Source organism: Microbulbifer sp. ABM4_008 (genome assembly GCF_056311705.1).
The window spans coordinates 2,107,076-2,131,020 of record NZ_CM149970.1; the positions used below are offsets into that span (position 1 = coordinate 2,107,076).

The 23,945-nt window shown below is 47.3% G+C and carries 21 protein-coding genes and 1 pseudogene; 17 read left to right on the plus strand and 5 right to left on the minus strand.

What is annotated here, in order from left to right:
• Positions 1-62 precede the first annotated feature (62 nt).
• The 6 genes from ACYX4J_RS09160 (at position 63) to ACYX4J_RS09185 (ending at position 4,260) form a co-directional block, all read left to right on the plus strand.
• Positions 63-578 (plus strand): hypothetical protein, encoded by a 516-nt coding sequence (locus tag ACYX4J_RS09160; RefSeq protein ID WP_476178421.1) that lies wholly within the window; start codon positions 63-65, stop codon positions 576-578.
• Entirely contained in the window at positions 578-787 is a 210-nt protein-coding gene (locus ACYX4J_RS09165; RefSeq protein ID WP_282953297.1) for a hypothetical protein, read from the plus strand. The genes ACYX4J_RS09160 and ACYX4J_RS09165 overlap by 1 nt, the downstream gene beginning before the upstream one ends.
• 340 nt (positions 788-1,127) lie before the next feature.
• Positions 1,128-1,643 (plus strand): YcxB family protein, encoded by a 516-nt coding sequence (locus tag ACYX4J_RS09170; protein WP_476178422.1) that lies wholly within the window; start codon positions 1,128-1,130, stop codon positions 1,641-1,643.
• Between the two features lie 566 nt (positions 1,644-2,209).
• Positions 2,210-2,533: a hypothetical protein gene (locus tag ACYX4J_RS09175; protein ID WP_476178423.1), complete on the plus strand. Its 324-nt coding sequence runs from the start codon at positions 2,210-2,212 to the stop codon at positions 2,531-2,533.
• A gap of 535 nt (positions 2,534-3,068) precedes the next feature.
• Positions 3,069-3,362, plus strand: coding sequence for a DUF3892 domain-containing protein (locus ACYX4J_RS09180; protein WP_476178424.1), 294 nt, complete (start codon positions 3,069-3,071; stop codon positions 3,360-3,362).
• An 85-nt stretch (positions 3,363-3,447) separates the two neighbouring features.
• On the plus strand, positions 3,448-4,260 hold the full coding sequence (locus tag ACYX4J_RS09185; RefSeq protein ID WP_476178425.1) for a hypothetical protein: 813 nt from the start codon (positions 3,448-3,450) through the stop codon (positions 4,258-4,260).
• Between the two features lie 40 nt (positions 4,261-4,300).
• Here the strand turns inward: ACYX4J_RS09185 and csrA (ACYX4J_RS09190) are convergent.
• A pseudogene (gene csrA, locus ACYX4J_RS09190) lies at positions 4,301-4,488 on the minus strand (carbon storage regulator CsrA).
• A 252-nt stretch (positions 4,489-4,740) separates the two neighbouring features.
• Here csrA (ACYX4J_RS09190) and ACYX4J_RS09195 point away from each other — a divergent pair.
• Positions 4,741-5,415: a hypothetical protein gene (locus ACYX4J_RS09195; protein ID WP_476178426.1), complete on the plus strand. Its 675-nt coding sequence runs from the start codon at positions 4,741-4,743 to the stop codon at positions 5,413-5,415.
• A 49-nt stretch (positions 5,416-5,464) separates the two neighbouring features.
• Complete coding sequence (locus ACYX4J_RS09200) at positions 5,465-5,974, plus strand: hypothetical protein (protein ID WP_476178427.1); 510 nt, start codon at positions 5,465-5,467, stop codon at positions 5,972-5,974.
• 198 nt (positions 5,975-6,172) lie between these two features.
• Here the strand turns inward: ACYX4J_RS09200 and csrA (ACYX4J_RS09205) are convergent, their stop codons facing one another.
• Positions 6,173-6,334, minus strand: a complete 162-nt coding sequence (csrA, locus tag ACYX4J_RS09205) for a carbon storage regulator CsrA (RefSeq protein ID WP_476178428.1) — start codon at positions 6,332-6,334, stop codon at positions 6,173-6,175.
• Positions 6,335-7,260: 926 nt separating this feature from the next.
• Here csrA (ACYX4J_RS09205) and ACYX4J_RS09210 point away from each other — a divergent pair.
• The 3 genes from ACYX4J_RS09210 to ACYX4J_RS09220 all read left to right on the plus strand — a co-directional run bounded on the left by ACYX4J_RS09210 (position 7,261) and on the right by ACYX4J_RS09220 (position 11,340).
• On the plus strand, positions 7,261-7,827 hold the full coding sequence (locus ACYX4J_RS09210; protein ID WP_476178429.1) for a hypothetical protein: 567 nt from the start codon (positions 7,261-7,263) through the stop codon (positions 7,825-7,827).
• An 875-nt stretch (positions 7,828-8,702) separates the two neighbouring features.
• Positions 8,703-10,448: a hypothetical protein gene (locus tag ACYX4J_RS09215; RefSeq protein WP_476178430.1), complete on the plus strand. Its 1,746-nt coding sequence runs from the start codon at positions 8,703-8,705 to the stop codon at positions 10,446-10,448.
• Between the two features lies 1 nt (position 10,449).
• On the plus strand, positions 10,450-11,340 hold the full coding sequence (locus tag ACYX4J_RS09220; RefSeq protein ID WP_413665594.1) for a hypothetical protein: 891 nt from the start codon (positions 10,450-10,452) through the stop codon (positions 11,338-11,340).
• Positions 11,341-11,659: 319 nt separating this feature from the next.
• Here ACYX4J_RS09220 and ACYX4J_RS09225 read toward each other — a convergent pair whose 3' ends face one another.
• The 3 genes from ACYX4J_RS09225 to murI form a co-directional block, all read right to left on the minus strand.
• On the minus strand, positions 11,660-15,118 hold the full coding sequence (locus ACYX4J_RS09225) for a UvrD-helicase domain-containing protein (RefSeq protein ID WP_476178431.1): 3,459 nt from the start codon (positions 15,116-15,118) through the stop codon (positions 11,660-11,662).
• Positions 15,115-17,814 (minus strand): PD-(D/E)XK nuclease family protein, encoded by a 2,700-nt coding sequence (locus ACYX4J_RS09230; RefSeq protein WP_476178432.1) that lies wholly within the window; start codon positions 17,812-17,814, stop codon positions 15,115-15,117. The genes ACYX4J_RS09225 and ACYX4J_RS09230 overlap by 4 nt, the downstream gene beginning before the upstream one ends.
• Positions 17,815-17,912: 98 nt before the next feature.
• Positions 17,913-18,746, minus strand: coding sequence for a glutamate racemase (murI, locus tag ACYX4J_RS09235; protein WP_476178433.1), 834 nt, complete (start codon positions 18,744-18,746; stop codon positions 17,913-17,915).
• Between the two features lie 257 nt (positions 18,747-19,003).
• Here murI and ACYX4J_RS09240 point away from each other — a divergent pair, with 257 nt between their 5' ends.
• The 6 genes from ACYX4J_RS09240 to ACYX4J_RS09265 all read left to right on the plus strand — a co-directional run bounded on the left by ACYX4J_RS09240 (position 19,004) and on the right by ACYX4J_RS09265 (position 23,853).
• Complete coding sequence (locus ACYX4J_RS09240; RefSeq protein ID WP_476178434.1) at positions 19,004-20,380, plus strand: DNA recombination protein RmuC; 1,377 nt, start codon at positions 19,004-19,006, stop codon at positions 20,378-20,380.
• 6 nt (positions 20,381-20,386) lie between these two features.
• Entirely contained in the window at positions 20,387-21,316 is a 930-nt protein-coding gene (locus ACYX4J_RS09245; protein ID WP_282932599.1) for an AEC family transporter, read from the plus strand.
• A complete protein-coding gene (locus tag ACYX4J_RS09250) occupies positions 21,316-21,780 on the plus strand; it encodes a DUF2489 domain-containing protein (protein ID WP_282932600.1) in 465 nt (154 codons plus the stop codon). The genes ACYX4J_RS09245 and ACYX4J_RS09250 overlap by 1 nt, the downstream gene beginning before the upstream one ends.
• A 319-nt stretch (positions 21,781-22,099) precedes the next feature.
• On the plus strand, positions 22,100-22,450 hold the full coding sequence (locus ACYX4J_RS09255) for a hypothetical protein (RefSeq protein ID WP_476178435.1): 351 nt from the start codon (positions 22,100-22,102) through the stop codon (positions 22,448-22,450).
• Positions 22,451-22,551: 101 nt separating this feature from the next.
• Entirely contained in the window at positions 22,552-22,854 is a 303-nt protein-coding gene (locus ACYX4J_RS09260; RefSeq protein ID WP_476178436.1) for a hypothetical protein, read from the plus strand.
• 540 nt (positions 22,855-23,394) lie between these two features.
• A complete protein-coding gene (locus ACYX4J_RS09265) occupies positions 23,395-23,853 on the plus strand; it encodes a hypothetical protein (RefSeq protein WP_476178437.1) in 459 nt (152 codons plus the stop codon).
• Positions 23,854-23,945 lie beyond the last annotated feature (92 nt).

The window sequence follows — 23,945 nt, forward strand, 5'->3', positions numbered from 1 at the left end:
GTCGTTAAGCATTGAAGTAATATCGCTTACCAACATCGGATTGAAACTTATGGAGTGAGTCAATGGGTCTAAATGTTTTGAGCTTTACACGGGATGATGCCATAGGGCACGCAAAACTGCACAAACGTGCCAGTCAAGTCTATATGAAGAGATTTGATGTGGATGTGGTGCTTAGGAAAGGAAAGCTTGATAATCCGCAGATCGATAAAGTTAGGTATCGTGAGGACCATCGGCCAATGATGGTGAAAAACAACAGAACGGGTGAAGAAAGGCCCAAACGAAACGATATCGTAACCTACCGGATGCCAGGCTCTTCAGAGCCGTATATTTTGGCTAAATCGGGTGGGGTATCACTTTTCGATGGTATCAGTAGTAAAGTTCCATTTAGAGAGGGAAAGGATGCTTGGTGGATAATTACCAAAGATGCGAGATTGGAACCAGGGTTGATTATTGCAAAAGATATGTTTCCCGATGCAGAAGGCAATACCCACTACTCGATTGAAGCGGAAATCGATATGCCTGTTTCCGAGTATTTTGAAAAGCTTGCCGCCTTAAAAAAATATATGAGAGTTAAGTGATGTCTTATAACTACAAAGATTTGAACTACATACGAGAAGCCCTTGCTTGCTACGAAGAAAAATTGTGTGATGTTGATATTAACGAATGTGATGATGAAGAAGCTGAAGAGCTTCAAGAAGATATTCTGTACATGGGACGTTTGAGGGCGCTGACCGAAAGAATGATTGACGAGTGGGAGAATAAGGGCCCCACTTTAACCTCAGTCTGAAGGTCAGGACATAAAGTAAAAAGGTTAAAGTGGTTAAGGCCTCCCTTATGTAGGGAGGTCGTATTGAGCTAATTATTTAGACAAATATAGGTACAGGTTGCACCTGCCTTCAACTGCCTAACCTAGGTTTTTGTTTTATGAAGAGATTTATACTCCTGGCATGCAAACTTCTATTGATAACCGCTGTATTTATACTGCTGCTGTTAGTGTCATTTCTAACTACTACGCTATTGGTGCAAGGAGATCAACACCCAGAAAGCTGGGTGATAAATGTCTATGATATTTCTGCTATGGCGATAGTAATTGCCCTTTATATATGATGTAGATTGTGGAGATTCGTTTGAAACTTAAAGTAGTAACCTCTAAAGCTGACCATAATAATTTTTGTGACTTTGTGGTATGTAGTCGTTTGAAATCTCATACATGGATATCGATTCTTAAGAACCTAGTTGTTTGGTTGGCTATCGGTTTAATTTTTATGTCTTGTGTTCAGTTTAAGACTGGGAAAATTGAGCTGAGTCCGTTCATATTAGTTATGGTAATATCACTTGCGTTTCTTTTTTATGTTGCTCTTAGTAGGTTGTTGGCTGTAAAAATAGGCAAGTGCTTTACACCAAACAAAGATGGAATAATATTAGGCTCTAAAGAGTATGAGATTACTCCAGAGGGTATTAAAGAAACTTGTCAACATGGCCATAGTTTTTATAGTTGGGCAGTGGTTGAGCAGGTAGAGGAAGTTAATGGGGCAGTTTATGTTTTTGTGGATCAAGCATTAGCTTTGATTTTTACAGCTGAATCATTAGAGCAAATTGATTTTAAAGATGATCTTTTAGATACATTGAAAATGCATACATAATACACCCAAGATACATTTAGGTCAGAATGTGGTATCTGGCCTTTTTAAGAAAAATACTATTTGCCGTCTAACAACTGATCATGTGAAGAAGTATAGATTATGAGCAGAATAATAGTTTAGGGTATCTGTGTCCGGATAAAAGCGTTAGGAATATTTGCTTCTGAATTTTCAGATAGGGTAGAGATGCTAGATTCATTTATTTCTTAGATATGCTTGCTTCCTGTTGATTCTTAAGGTGTGAGTGGGTATCTCTGTTGGGGGAGTTTGGTAAGGGGTGTTCTGCGGGTGGGGAACGATCGCCGTGGGGCAGAATACGGAAGTGTGGTTGTCAGTCATCCTGACTCGATGTTTAACTATAGCTTGTTGAAGTTATATTTATTTATATAGTTTCTGTGCCAATTTTCTAACCTGGCTACTGTTGCTCTGCTAGGCACTCTATTTACTGGGTGTCCAGAGTTGTTTTTCCTTGATACTGCCTCGCGAATGTCAACATTTAACAGGAGGACGTATGATGCTCTGGACTCTTCGCTTCTCTGTTAAATTTTTATATTTAAACGAGATAGATCGTGAAAAAAGTTCTTAAAGGTTTGTTAATGTCAACGGCACTGGTCATCACGGGCTTTTTCCTGGGTTGGTGGGCAAATTCTCCAAGTTATGACCTGCTCTGTTCCAACCCCTCCGTTTATGTTTTGAGTCAGGATGTCACGGCTCAAGGTATTAGCATAGCAGCCGGTACGGAGGTCGATCTTCGCTCATGTGAGTATACAAACAGGTTTACGGTTAGTTTGTATGCAGAAAAGGGCTCTAGAGAAGAGTTGTTTCAATTAAAAAATAGCGCTCCAAATATAGGTAACCACGGTGCAAGCCAATATCCAATTGAAGAGCATTAGTAAAATGTATAATCAGGCAGAGCTTTGTATACATTTTACACGGTCGCTACGCTCCTATCTTCATACGTAAAATCCACAAAGCAAGCTCCGACTGATGGAGACGTTAGTACTATTTTCAGAACTTGATACATCCCTATCTGATATAGGATGGTTTAGAAAAAGATAGGGTTTTATCTTAGGCTCCTTCCTTGGTGGATCTGCTCTCAATGCCTTCCATTGTCATACGCGCATGGATCTATTTACGATGGACTGAGAGTGATTTGGGGGCGTAGATGCCTGCTTTTCACTTCGAGCAAATCAACTAGGACATTTGTTCCAACTTAAGGGTTTTTGCCGGTTCGGTGCTTTATGGTCAACCTATTTGATTCCTAATGGTGTGCAAGCCGTGGGTGTCCAGAATTACTTTCACTTCTTACTCCTCTGTACTTTTTGTATCATCGGGCTGGCTAGCTTTGCAGTTATAGAGATGCATGATATATAGATCCTGCTCTTGAATTAACTTTTAGGCCATAAAGCAACTTTCATGGAGTAGAAAATGGCAGAGAATCATCAAATAAAATGTATCAACAAAACGAATCGTCAAAGTGCTCATGATCGTATCAGTCATGTTGGTGGTATTAACGGTGACGGTACTCGCTGGAAGATTACCCTGGATAGAGCTATAGAGGGGATTGAGTCAGGAAAATGGAAATTCTATGTAAGTGTAAATGGCCAATCAGTTTGGGTCATAGTTTCAAACAGTGCAGCCGGCAATAAGTACTTAAAAACACAGAATGATGGGGAGCAGCCAAACAACTTGCTTAGCTTGCCTGAATGCCCACAGGCCTAACAAGATGATGTCGTCACCGTAAAAAACGTGGCTGGAGCAGTCTATACCGCGTTACGGCTGTTCCAAACCTTAAGGGATATGTGGCATGGATGAGATACATCGGATAGCAAAGGAATACTATTTAGCCTGCATTGATCTAATGCTGTTTGGTTTTAAAGGTATCGTGTTTTTGTTTATTGGCTCGCCTTTTATATTTCTTGGAATGTATATATCTGGTGGTTTTGATCAAAACAATCCTGTTAGTTCAGTCTTTGGGATAGTTCCTCAGGTTATCGGAATGATATTTTGGAGAATGGCTGCCAAAGAATATGATAGCAACCTTATAAGGAGACTAAATGATAAATTAGGAGTTAAAGGAAGCACAAAGCAAGAGCTTAAGCTGATGTATCTTCGTACATTGACGAGTCATATAGGTAATAGCTTGTTCGAAAGTCTACAGAATATCGATAGTCTTGAAGCATTCCACAAAAAGAATCGTCCATTTAGTATTGAAGGGCTAATGACGAGATTCTTTAGCTTTGTATATGATCCAGAGTCAAAGAACCGAATATTGAGCTTGAGCCTTTATATGGTAAGTCTTGTTGGAATATTGGTGGCCGTTAAACATGCTGATCAAGACTATATCTTTCAATTGATTAGCCAGTTGACACTTTCAGGAGTTGCGGAGTTCATACTTGTATCAGCTTTTGTTATTACAATTGTGTATTTTGTCTTTATGGTTCCAATTGCTTTCATATTTGGCTACTTGATATCTCCCTTACTAAGGAGGTATTCAAATAATATTCTGGTAGTTAGATATTTTCTCCACGAGCTATCAAAGTACGCATTCGTCCGAGAAGTTACTGCTAACAAGTCAATGTATGGAGTGGCACCGCTGCGTGGCATTGGCCATGATTAGTGAAAGTGTGGGTGGGCCTCCTTCCTTGGAGAATTTGCCCTCAACGCCTTCCATTGCCTACTTTTTTTTCTCTATTGATGCGCACATAGATCTCTTCACGATGAACGGGAAGGGATTTGGGGGCGCGGATACCTAGCTTTACTTGATTTCCCTTTACTTCCAGTACTGTGATCGAGACATTCGTTCCAATTCTAGGTTCTCGCCTGTTCGGTACTTTAGGATCAACATGTTTTCTCCTACCGATATTCAAGCTGTGGGTGGGGATTCCTTGATGGGGAGGCTTGGTAAGTGATCTGTGGAAGTAGAGTGAGGTGGAGCGTAAAATTAGTGGGCGCAAAATATGGTGGACATTCAGAGTTTTTGGGACCGCTTCAAACTGCGGGCTCTATATACCGACGGGCTTGGAAATTATAGAGATGTGTGATATAGATTTTTATTTTTAATTAACTATTACGTTTTCTATTAAGGAAAGGAGTATACATGAAAGAAGAAATAGTGATGGACTTAGAAAAGGAGAGGTTTAAGAGAGAGTATCTTCTAGGTAGAAAACGCGATTTATTTGAACGACAAACGCTGTTGGCAAATTTACTTCCAAAGCTAATTTTTCCGATGATATTTATGCTAATCGCGATGATGCTGTTAGAGCCCTCTAAGAATCTAATGTTACAATATGAACGAATATTGGCTGCTGAAGCCGATGGTATGGAAAGGATACCAGAACTTAGAAAGCAAATTACAATCCTTGAAAAGCAGTTAGCTAATCTTTCTGGTTCATCAGTAGAGCAACGTTTAGCAAATATTGAAAGATCAATTGAAGTCGGTGATGTTGATGTAGATAAGGTTAAAACATTTCAGCAGTTAAGATCTGATTTCGACATTTTAAAAACTTATATGTTTTCAGATCCAGAGGATTTGGTTAAATTAAAAACTCTACAGCGTGATTATCAAGAAGTTTCTTCCAACATCGAAAAATTTGTAGAAAAAGATGTCGTCGACCGAGAAATTAGCTTTCTCAACAATATGTTTTACACGGTGCTGGGTTTTTTAGGCATACTCATATCCATTGCTGGCGGTTCTTGGTGGGCAACATCCAAAAAATTTAAATCCATTAATACAGAAGAACTTAGTAAGGGTGGTCAACAGGATGCAGCATAGCTGCGTCTCTTGTGGAGGGTTAAAATACAGGCTTTTTATGGAAATTGACGTGTTTAATCTGTTTGAAGCTGATACGAAAAAAGAAGTTGATAAAATTTGTTCTGCTCTGACATTAAAACCTAGCGACCTGATATATTTAGTCAAGCTTTCAGAGGCAAAAATTATTGAATTCCCTTACTTGCATGCTTGCAAACATTTAGAAGAAACCCCAGAAAATATAAGATTCACGGATAAAAATATACAAGCTATCAAAGGGAATGGCGTTGGAAAACTCAGTCAAGATGCAAAGAAAGCAGTGAATAAGCTGTTTCAGTCTCCTCGATTTGTTAAGCGAACAACAGCGCACATGTTTTATCGTATCGATCAACGATATTGGCACATGTTTTTCTTTGATTTAAAAGATAGAGCAGTTAATGGTAATCATTGGGAATACGGTGAGCATATTCACTATGTAAGCTGGTTATGGCCCAACTTGAAGTGTGGAGAAGTCTGGTCAAAATTTTGCCAATTAGGGAAGAAATCTATTGGAGGAGCCAAGCATATTCGTTTTGAAAAGTAACCATAACAAAAGATTGTTGTCGCTGCGAAATACCCAGCTGACACGGTTAGCACTGCGCTCCAGCTGGAGCGCGGGTCCGATAATTATAGTTTGACGTAGTGTAGCTTTATGGGAGTTTATCGCGATTTAGGCTTAGACCTGTGAGGTCTCCTTCCTTGGAAATTTTACTCTCAGCGACTTCCATTGACTATTTTTTGTTCATCTTTTGATGCGCACATAGATCTCTTCCCGGTGGACTGGAAGAGCTTTAGGGGCGCGGATGCCTATCTTTACTTGATTTCCCTTCACTTCCAACACTGTAATCGAGACATTCGTTCCAATTCTTAGGTTTTCGCCTGTTCGGCGCTTTAGGATCAACATGTTTTCTTCCTACCGATACTCAAACTTTGGGTGGGTATTCCTTGGCGGGGGAGCTTGGTAAGTGATACTTGGTGGAAGAGTGGGGTGGGGCGCGGGGGCGGTGGGCGCAGAATAGGAAAAGGCGGGCGCTAGGCTCCCAGAGCTTGGGGAGTCGCTCCAAGCTGCTGATTGTGCTCCACTTTATTGAAGACGAGCGGGTTTCTAGCGTAGTATGCATACAGCCATCTTGATATCGTGTTTATCAATTTGGTTAGCTGGCCCCTGGTGTTGCAGCACCTTGGGTCAGCGCCTTCTCTCTATTCTTACTTCACGTTGTGGTTCTCTTATTGTAAGTATGGACTCTTCAGAAATTTGTTTGATCGCAACCCGCAATACTGATGGATATCTATCGATTTTACTTAGCATTGACACTGAATAAAACTTAATATATTCCAATAAGAAAATTTACGCGCCTATATTTCTCTAAGCTTCTGTGCTGAAAGGCTAGTTTCCTTGATTGCTCTTTGTGCTCTCGTATTTGGAACTGGCTAACGCTGTAGCTGATAGGGTTGACGGGTTATACTTTTTAAGTGGTGGGTGTCCAGAATTGCTCGTTTGTTTGTCAGGGTAAGGATTGCTTGTATAACCTTGCTTTTAGTAGGCAGTCGAGAGTTAAGCTGGTTGCTGGTTTCGCCCTATATAGAGATGATGGATCGCCTGATTCTAATGGAGGGGAAATTGTGGAGGAGACTAATAAAATTTAAGGTGTCATTTGAATTCTGGTTAGTTTGATGGTTATTATATTTTTAAGTTTGATGATTTATGAGAAATCATATTAACTTTGATCTGGAGGGGAAAGGTTGCCGTCTGTAATTATTCCTGAGAACGGCATGCTTGGTCTTCCCGCTTTCATTTGGCTTTCGTTATAAGTAATGTGAGTAACGTTTATGGAGCCTAAAGACATAAAAGAAAATTTTAATGCGGTTAATATATTGGCTAAGGATGTAGTTTTATGGTTTTCTAAGACGGCTTTCAGGAAATTTTATTTAATAATTTTAATTCAGCTATTAATTATTCTTCCTCCGTATTTCTATTTGGAGAAGCTAATCCATGAAAATGACAGGTTTAGCGAGGAGCGTCAAAGAGAGATAGTCTCAATATCTAAAGTTCATGATTATCAGATAACAATTGACCTTCTTAATGTATGTATTAATACAAAAGATCTTGAGAATAGAAGTTGGTACTGTGATCGAGCTGAAGATAGGTATGTTCGAAACTCAAAAGGTTGGCCTCAAAGTGAAATAGACTTATATTTAGATAAGAATCTATATGAGGGGATGATTGTAGATGTTTCTCACTATAAGAGAAGCTTAGACTTTGATAGATTAATTAGGAAAGAGTATAAGAATAGATACCAGATGGATTTAATGTTAAGTAGGGGGTTTTTGTTTTTGCTCTTGGTGGTGTCTTCCTTTTCTACAGTTATTTTATTTAAGTTGTTTCGGGGGCAATGATGTTTTTGAGAGCTAATGTTGTTTTAGGATAAGTGTTTTATTTGTATTGTTTAATGATTGTGCTGAGTGGGGCTGAATATCATTTAAGATTGAGTAGCGGGTAACTAATTTCTTTGATACCTCCAAGCGAAAGTTTTTAAGGGTTGGTGGGGTCTAGAAATTTTTTGGTAGGAGATATGATAAATTTAGGTATGTATTTTCTTAAATTCAACACTTTAGAGTTTATAGATGTTCTATGTGAATCATGTGTTACTTTGCTGAGTATCCACTCTATGATATTGGTCTTGGCAATGGTGGTGAGGGTTTCGTGGGCTACGGTGCCGGCGCTTTTGGCAGCCCTTAGAGTCAGAACAATTTGATGCGGGTGTTTTTTACATATCACGATGACAGGCGATAGCTGATTAATTTATCGGCGGTGAAGGTTAATTGTGATTAGTGTAGCAGCAATGAAATTCTGCCAAATATGGCAGAAAAGAAGTATGGAGGTGCGGATAGATTAGGGGCTGCTTTTTGTCGGAAGTTGTACATTGGTACTTCTGGGGGAGAGATGCCCTTGTGATACCTTGGGGAGTTTATTACATATCATTACATCCAACTGGCTTGAGCTTGTTAAATTCGTAATCAATTTTTGTTGCATTTAATTGTGAATGGCTCAAATTTTTACTGAAAATAGTATGACTTGCTAGTCTTCTTTGTAAGTGAAATTTTTTTCTTTATTGTTATTCTCCTGAAATTATACAGAGCGTTAACCTGCTGATAAATTTGCGCATCCAGATGAAACTAAACTGGCTCCATGCTTTTTCTCAGAGGAGAGTGGAGCTTGATGAATGTACCAAATAGCAGCTCTAGTATCAGGGGTAGGAAAGGAAGCAAAGATGGAACAGCAAATTAAAACTCACATCCTCTGTAGCAGCGGGGGGCGAAATTTAGTTGCCTCACCTGGAACGGCTGAGCTTTGGGGGCGTATCTATTCCAGTACAATGGGTAGTAAGCCAAACTTCCATGCTGTGGGTGCTTACATGGCCATTCGTGGTTTATTGTCTAAACCAAATGATTTTGATACTCATACGCACCTCGAGAATCAGCGAATTAAAGTAAAAACCGAACGCGGATATGAAATAAGTTACACATTGTTGCCTGATGGGGATATCTATCTTAATGATATTCAGATTGATTTTGAGGATGAATCTCTTACACAGGGAGACAAAAAGGCTACTTTATTTAAGGTTTCATCCGATAGTAAAACATCAGTAAACGACAAGCCAATATGGGAGGTAGTTAAAATTGAACCTAATCAGCTCAAAATTACCCCAACGTCCGTTACCCATATTTTGATATGTGATTCTAACGTTGCTGATACTAAACTTAGCGCCCGATATGGAGCACCAGTTATTAATGCTGGTCACCCAGGGCGAGAAGTAGGGGCTGGGGATACATTTTATATGTTCCACTACCCAAAAAAACGTGGAATAAAGGGCTTTTTCGCCACGCGGAAAACAGAAACTGTTAATAAAAAAGCCAAGTTTATTAATGAAATAGCCAGTATTGTTACAGGTGCTGCTCGTATTAGTGCATCTGAGTATCAACGCAGACAAGTAACTGGTAAAGAAGCTGTTAAGAAGCTAACTAACAATCAGAAGGCAAAAGATCAGTTGGGTAATCCCAATTTTGGCAATATTGCCACTAAAAGTCGCGACGATATTATCAAAGAAAAGAATAAATCTAAGGCTGATAAAGCTAAGGTGCTTAAGTTTGCCGCTGCTAAGAAAACTGGCTTGCCTGATCCTGTAGTATGTTGGACTACCAATGGTAACGGGGATAAAGTTTTTAGAGATGTTGTAAAGAGCGTTGCCAAAAAAGTTAATGTCGAGAATGTATATAAGGCAAAAGATGAAAGTTCATCAGGAGATGCATTCAACAGTCAAAAGCTACAGCAGGTTTTTCTAAATAATTATACTGTAAATGATAATCGATTAGACCGTGCTATGACCAGTATTGGTATGGAGTGGAGTGAGAAACGGGGGACGAGGAGTCCAGTTAGCTTCAAAAACCTTATTACTGATAGTTTGTATTCAAGTGAATATGCTTTGCTGAAACGTCGTACACAGGTTTCCGCTTGTGAGCAAGAGCGAAGTCAATTACACCCAGCGTTTGCTGCTACCAGTAAGACAGCCATATCTAACGCTCTTAAGCCCAAGGCGCCCTTGCTAAGTACCCAGGGAGCTATTGGTGCAGGCATTAAAGCTGGTGCTACAGCAGGGGCCGGAGTTTTTTCGGCGCTGGTAAAAGCAAATGGGTCGGGGGAGCTAGACGCTTTATCCAAAAATATGGACGCTATCGCAGAAAAATCAGCAACTGCACTTCATGGTACTATGGGTACCATGTATAAGACTATGAAAGTTGTTACAGAAGCTACTGCCAGTAATGCCTCAACTGCACTTACTGTGGCAGGGGTTGCTGTAGTAGGATTTGCTGTTGCAAAGTCAATAAACAGTGGCTCCCTTCAAAAAGCAAAGTTATTATTTGGACAAATGCATAAGGGGGATCTTAGCTCAATGCCAACTAATAGCTTAGGTGATTTAGAGACTGCATTGGCATTTCGTGCTAATCTAAATAGCTAATTTGAAAGCAGCTTGTGAAAAATTGATGTTATTTGGCACTACACAAAGCCCTAAAGGGCCTAATTTAAGAAAGTCAGTACCGGTAAGATGTAATCTTTCTGGTACCAAGCTTACTTTTTTAAAGCCCTTAAGCAACGCCTCAAAAATTAGTGGTGAAGAGCCAAGTGCTGATTTGCCATTGGCTTTCAATGAGAATATCTACTCCTTAGATAGTTTTAATGAAATTCGCAACAATGCATGGGGCATACTGCTTGCAGAGGAGCGGTATAAATATCATGGCCCGCCGTTCATTAATCCTGATGTTGGAGGGATGGAATTTACTGCCTCACTTAGGAAGATAGGCAATGACTTAAATCTACTTAAAGCCAGTGACTATGAGCATTGGGTTGATAGTGATATTAAAGCCTATTACTCCCCAGGTACTGGGTCTGTTTTCCAGGAATGGCTCTATCTTTTCCCGCTGTTCTGGCAAACCTTCAAGCTACCTAATACGAATGGTGTTCAATGGGTTGCCTACGCTGTGCAAGATTTAAGCTGCCAGGAAGGTGATCTAATCAAATATTATGTTCGTGCTGCAATTTCATCTGAGCATGAATTGGTTTTCTCATTTAGAGCCACAACTGATGATTATGATTCTGGTGCTTTTGGATTATTCAAAGAAATTTCAAACTTTATATTGAATAGTGTTGAGATTGTATTAACTGATTCGATTGCAGAAGAAATTAAAGCATTGTCGAAATCTGGTCTTCGGAACTTCAGTGAAAAAATGCCCGTATTGCGATTTGATGATGCGCCAAAAAACAAGTTCAGTAATTATGAATTGTTAAATGATCCGTGTTTTTATTTTACTAAAATCAATAAGGTGGTTGACCGTAGGCTCTGGTCGAAGTAGGAATTAGTCTCTCTGTCTAAGATGCTTTGTACTGCCAGCTATATTGGGTCAAGTTGTATTTGTTGTGGGCTTACCCAGTGAACCCCAAAACCTCTTTTGGGATAATGCTTGGATGAGGTTCCTTTCACTTTTTGACTGCATTACCGGTTTACTTAGCCCCTAGAGCTGGCTCGATGTGATGTATCTATATTTTGTTTACTTAATCGCATCACATTGAGCTACTTTAAAATATGGAGATTGGACTTCTCTTGTCCTTTACATACCTAGTATTGCTCTCTTAAATAATTGATATGAATCTCGGAGCTATACCCATCTTCCCCTAACCCAACTCCACCAACCTCTGCATCAACGGAAAATACAGCGCACACCGAATATTCCGCTCCCCCCGCGCATAAAAGAGCTTGCGGTAATTCTCCAGCTGATTCCGATACTGCTCGAGCTGAGACGCAATAAACTCCTCCTGGCTTTCCTCGCCACTGGGCTCAGCTGTTTTGTAATCGACAATCCAGCGGGTGCCTTCGTTATCAATAAAGGTGCGGTCCACAATGGAGCGGCGTAACTGTCGGCCGCCGCTGTGGAGTTCCAGTTCGCAGGCGGATTCCCTTAGTGAGCCATCCAATAGCCAACGGCCCGTGGGGCAGTTGAGACTGTTGCGTACGGCAATTTCCACTTTCTCGGCGGCGCGGTCCAGGCTGGTGGCGGATAGCCCCAATTGTTTCAGGCGCAGTTGCCATAGGGGGCGTTGGGCTTCCAGTTTGCTGGGTGTCCAGCCGTTGATATTGGTCTCGGCAATGGTGGCGAGGGTTTCGTGGGCTACGGTGCCGGCGTGTTTGAGCCAGCGCAGTGCTACCTGGCCCAGTTCGGGAATATTGTCTTCTTCCTCTGTTTTGGGTTGGTAGTCTGGCATGCGGTATTGGGCCAGCCATTCCTGACGGGGCATGGCTTGGGGTTGCCATTGGTTGGGCAGGCGTAGCAGGTAGTCGTGATCTCTGCTGGCTTCGTTCTGGTTGAGTAGGGGTTCTTCTGCTTCCAGCCAGTGGCACCAGTCGCTTTCCTGGTGGTGCAAAACACTGGGCCAGATGCCGGCGAGTAGGGCGGCGCTGCCGGGGGCTTTTAGGTGGCCCTTTTTTTCATCCCGGTTGATGCAGGCTAAAAGATGCAGCGAGCGGATGGCGCGGGTGCAGCCTACATACAACAGGCGCGTACCTTCCAGACGTTCGCGCTCGCTGTTGTCGTGCTTCAGGTATTCAAAAACTGGGTCGCGGCCGCCGCGTGCATTTTTGGGGGCGAGCAGGAAGCGGCTTTCGCCTTCGCGGCTGAGCCATTCGCTCCAGCGCAGCAGTTGATCACTGCCGGGTTTGCCGCCTTGGTCCAGGCCTGGGATCAGTACGTGTTCGAACTCCAGCCCTTTGGATTTGTGAATGGTCATCACCTGCACTTTGGCATCCTGGGCGGGGCGGGCATAGAGCTGTTCCAGGGCCAGGGTGAACTGTTGCCAGTCGGTAATGGCTCCGCCGGTATCGAAGGCTTCTAATAATTGCAGAAAGTCCTGCACATTATTCAGGTCAGATTTTTGCGCTACGGTGGCGGGGCCGCCCAGTTCCAGCCAGAGGCTTTCAATCCAGGTGCGCAGGGGTTTGCGGCCGCGCTGTTGCCAGGCATGCAGCAGTTTGGGGGCCACTTGGGCCAGGCGCGTGCGCCCTTCATCGCTGAGCAGGGCGATATCGTCTACTTCCTGCAAGGCCATTAATAATGGGCGCGCGCTGGTATCGGTTACGGTGATATCCCCATTGCCCCAGTTGGCCAGGGTGTAAAGGTCTGGCAGTTGCAGTCCGCACCAGGGAGCGCGGAGTACGGCCAGCCAGCTGATTCGGTCGCTGGGGTCGAGCAGGGCACGGGTGAGGCTGAGTAAATCCAACACCACCATTTTACTGGCGAGTGGCGCCAGCTCTGGGGCCTGGAAGGAGATATTGGCAGTACTTAGGGCCGGCAGAATTTTTTGCAGGTGTTTTTTCTTACGCACCAGAATGGCGATGCGGCTTTCTGGATCTTGCGCTTGTAATTGCTGCACCAGTTCAACCGCTTGGGTGGCTTCGCGGTTGCGGTCTTCGTCATCAATGCAGCCGTAAAAATTCACCGAGGGCTCGGCCCATTTGCAGCCTTTAAACGCTTCGGATTGCAGATAGCGCACGGCGCCGCGACCGATATTGTCCGCTTGCGGAAAAGCTCTTTGGAAAGTCTCGTTAACCCAGTTCACCACCGCGCTTTCGGAGCGGAAATTTACCTGGAGGTCGAGGGCTTCCAGGGGCACTTCACCGATACCGCGTTTGCGCGCATCCAGGAAAATACCCACGTTGGCATTGCGGAAGCCGTAACAGGATTGCATGCCGTCGCCGACAAAAAATAGGGTGCGGCCGTCTCCCTGCTGCCAGCCGGCAGTGAGTTTTTCCAGCAGTTGTAGCTGGGTGTGGGAGGTGTCCTGGAACTCGTCCACCAGAATATGCTGGGTTTGCAGATCCAGTTTCAGGGCCAGGTCTGTGGGGTTATCGCTATCGCCCAGGGCGATCAGTGCGGCTTGGGCCACTTCCGTATAGTCGGTGGCGCCCAGCTGCTGGAAGACCAGTTTTAATTCTGCGACTAACTTGGGCAGTACCTGGGCGAGCCCTTGCAGCAGTTGCCATTGGCTCTGTTGCAGTCCGCTGGGAAGCTTGCCCACTTCCCGCAATGCGGAGAGTAGCGGTTCGTTGCCGGCCAGTTCTGCCAGCAGGTCTTTCATGCGCTGTTTGTATTCTTCGGCGATGGGGCGGTCGGGATCTTTTTTATCCGGCAGGCCAAAGCCGAGTTTTTTATTGATGCCGCCGCCTTTGCGCAAATCACCGGTGGTGGTGAGGAGCAGGCCGCCGAGGGCGAGCCAGGCGGGCAGACCGCTGCTGTCCGCGCTGGGGAAATCGTCCAGTTCGGCGAAGAGACACAGGCTGTGGCTGGGGTTTTCCTTTTGTAAATTGCTGCCGGCATAACTGGCCAGCTCCAGCAGTTCCCCGGCGACACTGCCGAGGGCTGTGGTGAGGTCTTGCAGCTTTTCTGCTACCAATTCGTCGATGACAAAATGAAAATAATCCTGGGCGCCGTCAAAGTTGACGCTCAAAAGTGGGCCGAGCCATTGCTCGCGCTTGTCCAATAAAATACGCAGCAGCTTATTGAGTTGGCCCAGGTCGTTGTCCAGATGGAGTAGTAGTTGCTGTAGGTCTGCGTCTGGGGTTTCGCCATCGAGGTGCTTGAGCAGGTTCACCACTGCTAGCTCAAAGGCGATTTGGGTGCGCTCCAGGGGTTCGCCCGGTGCACCCAGGCCACTTTCGATCGGCAGTTGGCTGGCGAGGCTGCGGCAGAGGCTGTCGATGGTTTGAATGTGCAGGCGCTGAGGTGTTTGCAGCAGTTCCCATTCCAGTTCGCGATCCCGCTCCAGCAGGGCGCGGGCTAAATCCCAGGTGATGGCATCGTGGGAGTTGTCTGGCCGGGCTTGGTCGCGGGCGCTGTGCAGGGCATCGATCAGGCGTTCGCGCATTTCACCGGCGGCTTTGCGGGTGAAGGTAATGGCCAGCACTTCTTCCGGTTGCTGGCAGGCGGCGAGCAACTTTAATACGCGCTGGGTGAGCAGGCCGGTTTTACCGGAGCCCGCCGGGGCAGACACGGCAAAGCTGCGGCTGATATCCAGGGCTTGGCTGCGGGCGTCGGCATCGATGGGGCGGCGCAGGGCGGGAGTGGTCACGACTTCGTTCATTCGGTTATTTGCTCCCTTTCCGGCCAGCGGTTTAGGGGCCAGAGTTCACTGTTGTTATCGGTGGAGCGATCAAAGGCGAGGGTGGCTACACCACTGCGATATTCGGTGGCGAGGGATTCCAGGCTGTAGCGCCAGTGCTCCACCAGATTGCTCCAGGTGCCGTAAGGGGATTCTTTTTCAGTATCGCCCACGGCTTTAATGCCGGTGATGGGGTGCTCCAGATCTCCGCAGCCATTCCATTTGCAGTCGCCGTTGCGCACCTGGCCGAAGGCGATGGCGTGGGCGTCCGGTTGGAATAGGGCGTAGAGGGGCAGCTGGGGTTCGCGGATACGCTGGGTAAGCCAGTCGCGAATACTGGGAATGCCGGTTTTGTAATCGATTACCAGTTGTTCGCCGCTGGCGAGTTGGTCCAGTCGGTCCAGGCGCAGGTTAAAGTGCAGCCCGCCGATTTCCACGGCTTGTTCCCATTCGACTTTTTCTACGGAGAAATTGGGCCTGTCCAGTTCCACGGACAGCCATTGTTGCAGCAGGCGCTCCAGGCGCTGCTTTTCCATGGCCCAAAATCCGATCGGCAGGTGATTGTATTTTTTGCGCACACTGCCGAGGGAGCGCTCCACTGCGCGTTCGATTTGCGCTTGACGTTGCTCGTCGCCCATAGCTTGCAGTTGTGCGAGGGTGCCGCACTGTTGCCAGAATTCCGCCAGCACCTGGTGCACCACATTACCGCGCTCGGAGGGGCCGAGGCCGATATCCGGTTGGGTAAAATTGCTGGCGCCGAGGCGGAAGCGCAATTGCGCATTTAATGGGGACAGGGCCTGGGCCTTGAGCACCGAGGCACCGCCGCGCACCCGTTCGCATTCGGCGGGGGTGAGTGGTGGTAGCTTTTTGTCTTCGTTTTTTTCCAGCTGACAGGCTTGCGCCAGTTGGCTGTAGTGATTGTGCAGGGCGCCTTCGGCAAAGTGCTGGGCTTGTTGCGGGCTTTCAAACAAGCTGCTCAGGCCTTGCTGCACACCGTCTTCTTCACAGGTGTAACTCACGACGATATCGCCGCTGGCATTGAGCAGGTCGGCGGTGAGTTCGCGGGCCAGTTCCAATTCCCGCTCGGCGCTGGCGCGGGGCATCTTCCAGTGTTTTTGCCATTGAATCGGCAACAGCGGATTGGGCGCCGGTGCCGGTGGCCATTGCTGTTGGCCGAAGCCGACCAGGCGCAGGTGATCGAAGGCGAGGCCGCCAGCTTCCAGTACCCCGAGAATTTGCAGGGGGCCATCGCGGGTTTCCGCCTGGAAGGGGGTGCGGCTGGCAATCTGACGCAGCAATTGCAGGGCCTGGGTGAGAGTAAGGTTGCCACCGCAGGCGCTGAGTGCGGCGAACTCTTCCAGGATGGACTCCCATTGCATCAGCTGCTGGTATTCCTGGCTGTCCGGGTTGCGGCTGCCGGGCCAATTTAATGCGGTAAGTGTTTCGGAAAAACGCGCGGCCCAAATTTCTGCGGGGGCTCGCTGCCAGCGCCGGGCGCGTTCGGCCATTTGTTCCAGTTGGCGGGGCAGTTGCGGTGATTCCAAGTGGAGGACTTCTGTGGTGCGCTCGGCCCAGTAGCGCAGGGTTGCGCCGTCGATACGGCGAAGTTCCAGTTTTTGTAAACGGCGGAACAGGGCGCTGCGCAACCAGGTTTCACTGTCGTCACCCCAGAAGGGGCTGAACAGGATGTTTTGCAATTGAGGGTAATCCCATTCGTCTTGCAGTAGCGATAGCAATTGCAGGCCGGCGCTGCCAACCGGTGTTTGCGCCAGTGGCGTACCGGCGGAGAAGTTAAACGGCAGTGTGTAGCGCGGTTGCTGCGGGTCCAGGTATTGGGGTTCGAGTACCCGGGAAAATACCGCTTCCACTTGGGCGCGGCACTGGCCCAGATTATTCACCACTATGCCGACGCTGTGGCCGGGATTTTCGGCGAGCTTTTGTCCGGCCCAAAGAGCTGCTTGGTAGAGTTCTTCATCCAAATCGGCGCAGGCGGCTACGGATAATTCACTTTGCTGGGTGATTCCCGGCCTTTCATTTACAGCTGCGGCACCTGCGTGAATTAGGGCATTGGCGAGGGGCGAAATCTGGGCGAAGCCGGCGGTATCAATTTGCGCGACGGGTTCCAGAATGCCTTCTTGGAATGCGAGCAGGATCAATTGATCGCGCTGGTCTGGGGTGATGGCGCTGTGGGCCTGAAGCTCAGAGGCAAAGGCCTTGATCATGGCGCACAGCGGCAGTTCGTCGCTGCGCATAGAGAGTGCGAACTGTTCCAGTAGGGGAGTTAGCGCTTCATCTATTTGCGAGAGGTCGGAGATCAATTGCCATTGGAGTAGCTGCGCCAGGGCGCTATCGGCATCCCGGCACAACTGCTGGCTGTTGAGCAGTTGCCGATCCAGGGATTCATCCAGGGCGCGCTGCCAGAGTAACTGCCGCTGCTCGCGATTCAATACCTGCTGCAAGGCGGGCTGCCAGTTGCGCTGTTGCAGCTGGAACCAGAGCTTGTCCAGCCAGCTTCGCAGGGACTCCACCGGCGGCGGCATCCAGCAGGCACAGGGCGACTGCTGCGCGGCAAACACCTGTTGGCAGCGGTTGCGCAGACGGTTGTTGGGGGTGAGCAGCAGTCCTCCGGGGGGCAGCTGCGCAAATATTTCGAGAGCGGGAAATGCCGGCTTCAGCATGAATTCGGGTACCGGTTAGGGCTTGTTATTCGGGGAACGGTCGCGGTTTGTGACGGAACTGTCAACCCAAGTGCGCAGTTCTCATCATTTTGGCGATCTTAGGTGTTGGATGCGAGGGGTTCGGCAACCGGGGCGAACTCGCGGAAGGCCCGTTCGATATTGCCGGTTAGGTCAACCGTGCTGGTGATCAGGCGGCCAGTATTTGGGGCATCCGGCAGCATCAGCTCAAGTTCTTCCAGCCACCAGCGCACTCGCCGGGCGATGGCTTCGCCGGAATCTAGCCATTGGATTGAGCGAGGGGCGAACTGGTCCAGTTCTTCTCGCAGCAGGGGAAAGTGGGTGCAGGCCAATACGGCAATATCCACTTGGTCACCGCCGGCGGTGTGGAATACGCGGTGCAAGACCGGCTCCAAATCCTCTGCGGTGATGGTTTCGCCGCGCAGTTTGCTTTCCGCCAGATGCACCAACTCCGGTGCGGGCACATTAATTACCCGGTTGCCGTTGGCAAATTGCTCGATCAGTTCGCGGGTGTAGCGGCGGTTTACGGTGCCTTCGGTGGCAATCAGGGCAATAGTGCGGGAACGGCTGGCGGCAGCGGCGGGTTTCACGGCGGGTACAACGCCCACTACCGGTTTCTTCAGTGATTCGCGCAACTGGGGCAGGGCCAGGGTGCTGGCGGTATTGCAGCCCACCACCAAAATATCAGCTCCGCAGTGCTCCATCATGGCTTGGGCCTGCTGGACGATGCGGGGGCGTAGTTCCTCTTCGCTTTTATTGCCGTAGGGGTAAAAGCCGTTGTCCACACCCAGGTGCAAGGTCAGGCCCGGCATCAGGCGGCGGATTTCCCGCGCAATGCTGACGGCGCCCACACCGGAATCAAAGATCAGGGCGCTGGGGGTTGGGCTATCTGGGTGGGCGCTGTGTTTGTGCATGCGTTCTGGAGTACCAACATCGAAACCAATCCTCCAAGAATACCTAAAACCCCGTAAAAATTCCCGCTGGGTCTTCTCGGGCGCAAACCTATCCCTTGTTACTGAGGTTATCGGCCGGGCTGGCGCGGGGTACTTTCCAGGGGCAAGCTGGTAGAATGGCGCCTTCGCCTGGGTGGTATCCCGGGCAGGCCAGCGGGCGAGGCCCCTGGCAAAATCCTGATTTATCCATCTCTTTCCAGGTCTGGGAGTACCACTCTATGCCAGCGTTTCCGCTGCAATTGAATGCCGATCATGCGGTGATGGCGGCTGTTGCCATCTTGTTTCTGTTGGGCTTGGTGTTTTGGTTGGCGCGAGCCAGTAGCCGCCGCGCTTTATTGCAGAGTCAAGCCGCTTTGCAGGTGGCTCAGGCGCGTATCGATAGCAGCCGCGAGCGGGAATCCCAGCTTGGGGTTGAGGTGGAATCCCTGCGTACCGAGTTGGCGGACAAGCTGCAACAGCTCACGCGAAGCCAGGTGCTGGTAGAAAAAGGGGAGGCGGCCCTGGCGGAGCAGCGCAAGCTGATGGAGCAAATGCGTATAGCCATGGGTGAGCAGTTCGAGAATCTGGCCAACCGGATTTTTGAAGAGAAGCAGCAGAGCTTCGTGCGCCGCAGTGAAGACAGCCTGCGCAAAAGTCTCGATCCGCTGGAGCGCCAGCTGGGGGATTTCCGTAAGCGAGTAGAGCATGTCTACGATCGCGAAAATGCCGAGCGCAACAGTCTGCTTGGGCAGATCAAAGCGTTGCGCGAGCAAACCCAGCGCATCAGCGATGAGGCCCTGAACCTGACTTCGGCCCTGAAAGGAGACCGCAAGATCCAGGGTAACTGGGGTGAAGTAGTGCTGGAGCGCTTGCTGGAGGAATCCGGCTTGCAGAAGGGCCGCGAATACGAAACACAAGTAACGCTGACGAGTGATGGCCGCAGGCGCCAGCCGGATGTGATTGTGCGCCTGCCGGAAAACAAAGACCTGATTATCGATTCCAAGGTCTCCCTGGTGGATTATGAGCGCTACAGCTCGGCGGAAACCGATGAGGAGCGCACTCAGGCCCTGAAGCAGCATGTGAATTCCCTGCGCGCCCATATCACCGGCCTTAACAAGAAGGCCTACGAGCAGTTGGAGGGTGTTCGCACCCTGGATTTCGTCTTTATTTTCGTGCCCATTGAGGCTGCGTATATGTTGGCTATGCAGGCGGACCCGGACCTGTTCCGTTTCGCTTATGAGAAGCAAATTGTCCTGGTGAGCCCCACCAGCCTGATGGCGACCCTCCGCACCGTCGAGAATATCTGGCGCTATGAGAAACAAAACAAGAACTCGGAAAAAATCGCCGACGAAGCCGGCAAGCTGCACGATCAGTTTGCTATGGTGCTGGAGTCACTGGATGTTCTTGGTGACCGCCTGCGCCAAGCGGATGACGCTTACCAGCAGACTTACAAGCGACTGGCGACAGGGCGTGGTAATGCGGTGAAGCGTATCGACAGCTTGCGCAAGCTGGGTGCTAAAACCCGTAAACAGATCTCTGCGGACTTAAGGGAGCGAGCGGATCAGCCCGAGGTAAAGGGTTTGCCACAGGCTGAGGAAACTGCTGCGGAAGAATAACTTTTTATGGAAAATCTTGTATTCGCGCTATCAGTCACAGGGCCGATTTTCCTGATGATTATTGGCGGATACCTGCTCAAGTATAAAGGGATAGTTCGGGACAGTTTTATTGATGATGCTTCAAGGCTTGTTTTCCACGTAGCCTTGCCGGCACTGCTTTTTATTAATATCTATTCCTCGGATACCAGCCCCGCGCAAGAAATAGACCTACTGGTAGCAGGGGTTCTCGGCACTTTTGTAATGCTCCCGTTGGCATGGTTGCTGGCGCGGCCGGTAGCGCCAATGGATCGCAGTGCTTTTATCCAGGGCGCCTTTCGTGGAAATGTGGCGATTGTCGGCCTTGCCTGGATCGAAAAAGCCTACGGAAGTGAGGGTGTTTCCAATTCCGCAGGGTTGGTCGCGGCACTTACGATTCAGTTTAATGTTATCGCCGTCGCTCTTTTCGTGCTTTACAATAAGGACAGAAAATTTGGCTGGCGGGTGATGCTGTGGGAGCTGGTCAAGAACCCTCTTATCCTCGGTGTAATCGCAGCCATTGTGTGCCGTTTGTTGGCTGTAAGGTTGCCGGAGGTGCTGCACGATACCATTCAGTATCTTGCATCTGTGGGCTTGCCACTGGGGCTTATTTGTATTGGTGCCAGCATGAAAATGCGAACACTGATGCGCAGTTCCCCTACGGCGCTGGCGGCCTCATTACTTAAACTGGTCGTTGCTCCAATTGTCTGCCTGCTGATTGGTTTGGCATTGGGTATGAGCCCTGAGTACTTGGGATATTTGATCCTGATGACGGGTGCTCCCTGTGCGATCTCGGCCTTTGTAATGGCCCATGCGATGGGCGGGAACAGCCAGCTTACGGCGAATATTGTGGGGCTCAGCACATTGCTTTCTGTTGTTACTGCCAGTATCGGGCTGGCATTGCTTAAGGTGTACTTTTAATGACCGTTTTCCCAACCTGGTTGCTTATTCTTGCAGCAGTAATCATTTTTGCTCTCGCTATTGTGGCTGGCTACTATCTGCGCAAACTATCAGTAGCGCAAAAGAAACAGGCCGAACAACTGGCGGAGCTAGAGCAAGCTGCCGAAGATCAGCGCGAAAGAGTAAACGACAGCATCCAGATTATTGCCCGCACCCTGTTGGATGATGGAGTAGGGCTTACCGAAGCTTCGATTCGTATTCGCGTTCTATTGGATGCGCTTCAGGTGGAAGATAAAGTCCGTGAAGAGTTTGTGGCCTTCTACACCATCGCAGAGAAAACCAGTCATATCCCAATTCTCAAAGACTGGAAAGAACTGCCGCGTAAAGAACAGTTCAAATATGAGTTGGAGATGGCGCAAGTAGAGGCGGACTATAAGGATTTTGCGATGGATGCCGCCAAGCGGATTTTGGGGCGTTCTTTTTAGAACTGAATCATTTCCTGTTTGGGGGTGGCTTTTTGGATCAGCGGGTAGGGGGCTGCCTGCTGATTGGATAGTATCGTATCGCCAGCCTTCCTCCTGATCCCTTCATATCACTTCTCCCTCGCCTGCTCACCTTTAGAATGTTATAAGTATCGACTTATAGTATTGTTTTTATCGAGTTAGCTACCTGCCTAACCATTACCCCTTCAACTAGCTTCGAATAGAAGCCTGACTTATGACGGAAGAAGTTGGATCGAGAGAGGATCGGTACTGGAAGTATATTTATTCCAGCAAGCTGAGAATTAAGCGACGAGTGCTGCGAATGGAGCGGCTGGCAGCGAGAAGACTTAGTTTTCTGCTGGTTAAGGAAAGATCACTTGATGATTGTCGCTTTGCGACCAGTCTTGAATTTCTACTTACCTGGAAGCTAAAAACAGGATGCTGCCCTGATGTCATGTGGTGTGATGGGGTTGAGTTCGAAGATATACATATTGCTGGTAAGAGAGCTATTCGCTTCAGCGGCTCAGTACGGATAGGTCCTGAGGGGGCCGATAATATTTTTCAGGTGCCTTTGGAGGCTCATATCGAGTTAAAACCAAGTGGTAAAAAATTCAAGACTTATCATTCTAGGGTTAACTTTGGTGGGTGTTATTTTGACCTAAAAAGATCCTAATCGATATCGTCACTGAAGTGACAATTATAAATAGATATGGCAGGTGCGACGTGGTTTATGTGAGTATGCGCAGGCACCAGAGAGCCAATAACTGCATAAGTATGAGTGTAGATAAGCGAACTATATCGGGCAGGTATGAAAAACTTTACTATTGTATTTCCAGAATACTGTTTGAAAATGATATAGAAGGTATCAACTTCGGGATAAATCAAGATGAATATGAGTCAGAAGTTGGGACAATATTACCCCGCCTACCTGAAACTGAAACGATAGAAGATATTCAGCAGGTGTTATTAGAAGAGTTCAGTTATTGGTTTGGCTGCGATAGGGATCTTGATGAGCTCTATGTGACGGCTAAAGAAATATGGGCAGCATGGTATAGTTTTAAGAATGGTATGTCATAAATTTAAATGCTACCTGGTTCGAATTCTATTTCTGGGGCATGTTTCTCATATCCCTGATTATATTTTTAGGCGGTAAGCTGTGAAAAAGCTAAAGGGGATGTTATTTTTTGATTGGATATTGTTTGGTAGCTATCGGATGGTGAGATGATAATTATAATTAGAGTTATACGTGCCGCTATAGGTTTATTTGGCATTAGCCAAGCTGTTGGAATCTTTCAATTTTCTCCCGATGGTATGAGCGTGGTTGTAGGGGTGGATGAGCTTATTCTGAGACTTGCTGTTTTGCTTGTATGTCTCACGTTATTTTTACTTTCGAGGCGAATGATAAATCATCTGTATCGATTGAAGCGTGATAATGACAAGGTTTGTATAACTTCCTTGTGGGGTTTGTAGTTGTTTGGTTGCTAGAGTTTATCACGATAAGTTCCTGTAATATTAAATGGGGGTTGTCTGAGGTTAAGTGGAATGTGAGTGCTCGCTGGGAGATGGCGTAATCCACACCGAAAGATAATGTTTAGAGTTAAATGCGTGTAGAGTAGTATGAGAAAAATGAAGAAGATATCAGGATCTACATTCTATTTTAAGAAAATTTTTCCAAGTATATGGTTTGGTTTCTTGGTGCTTTTTGTGGCTGTCTCTATATCTGGAGGTGCAGTTAAAGATTCGTTTATGTTTTTAGTCATGCCGATTTTTATGGCTGTATTTGGCTTTTTCTTTTTTAAGAAGCTGTTGTGGAGTTTGGCTGATGAAGTATACGATGAGGGAGAATCATTGCTCTTTCAAAAAGGGAGTAAGCGGCAAAGAGTTCAGCTCAAAGATATTATTAATGTCAACTATGCGCAAATGAACGCGCCCGAGAGAATTGTTTTGCAAGTGCGCACGGAGGGGGATATTGGAAAGGGGTTGGCTTTTATTCCCCCAATGAGGCTTAACTTTTTCTCTAAAAGTCCTATTGTTGTAGATTTAATCGATAGGGTTGACCGTGCTAGGGAGGTCTAGCACAGGTTCTGCTATTTGTTTAACAAGGGTGGGTTAGATGGTCGGAAAGCTTCGAATGATTCCCGTGCCTTTTGTAAGTAGTGTTGTTGGTT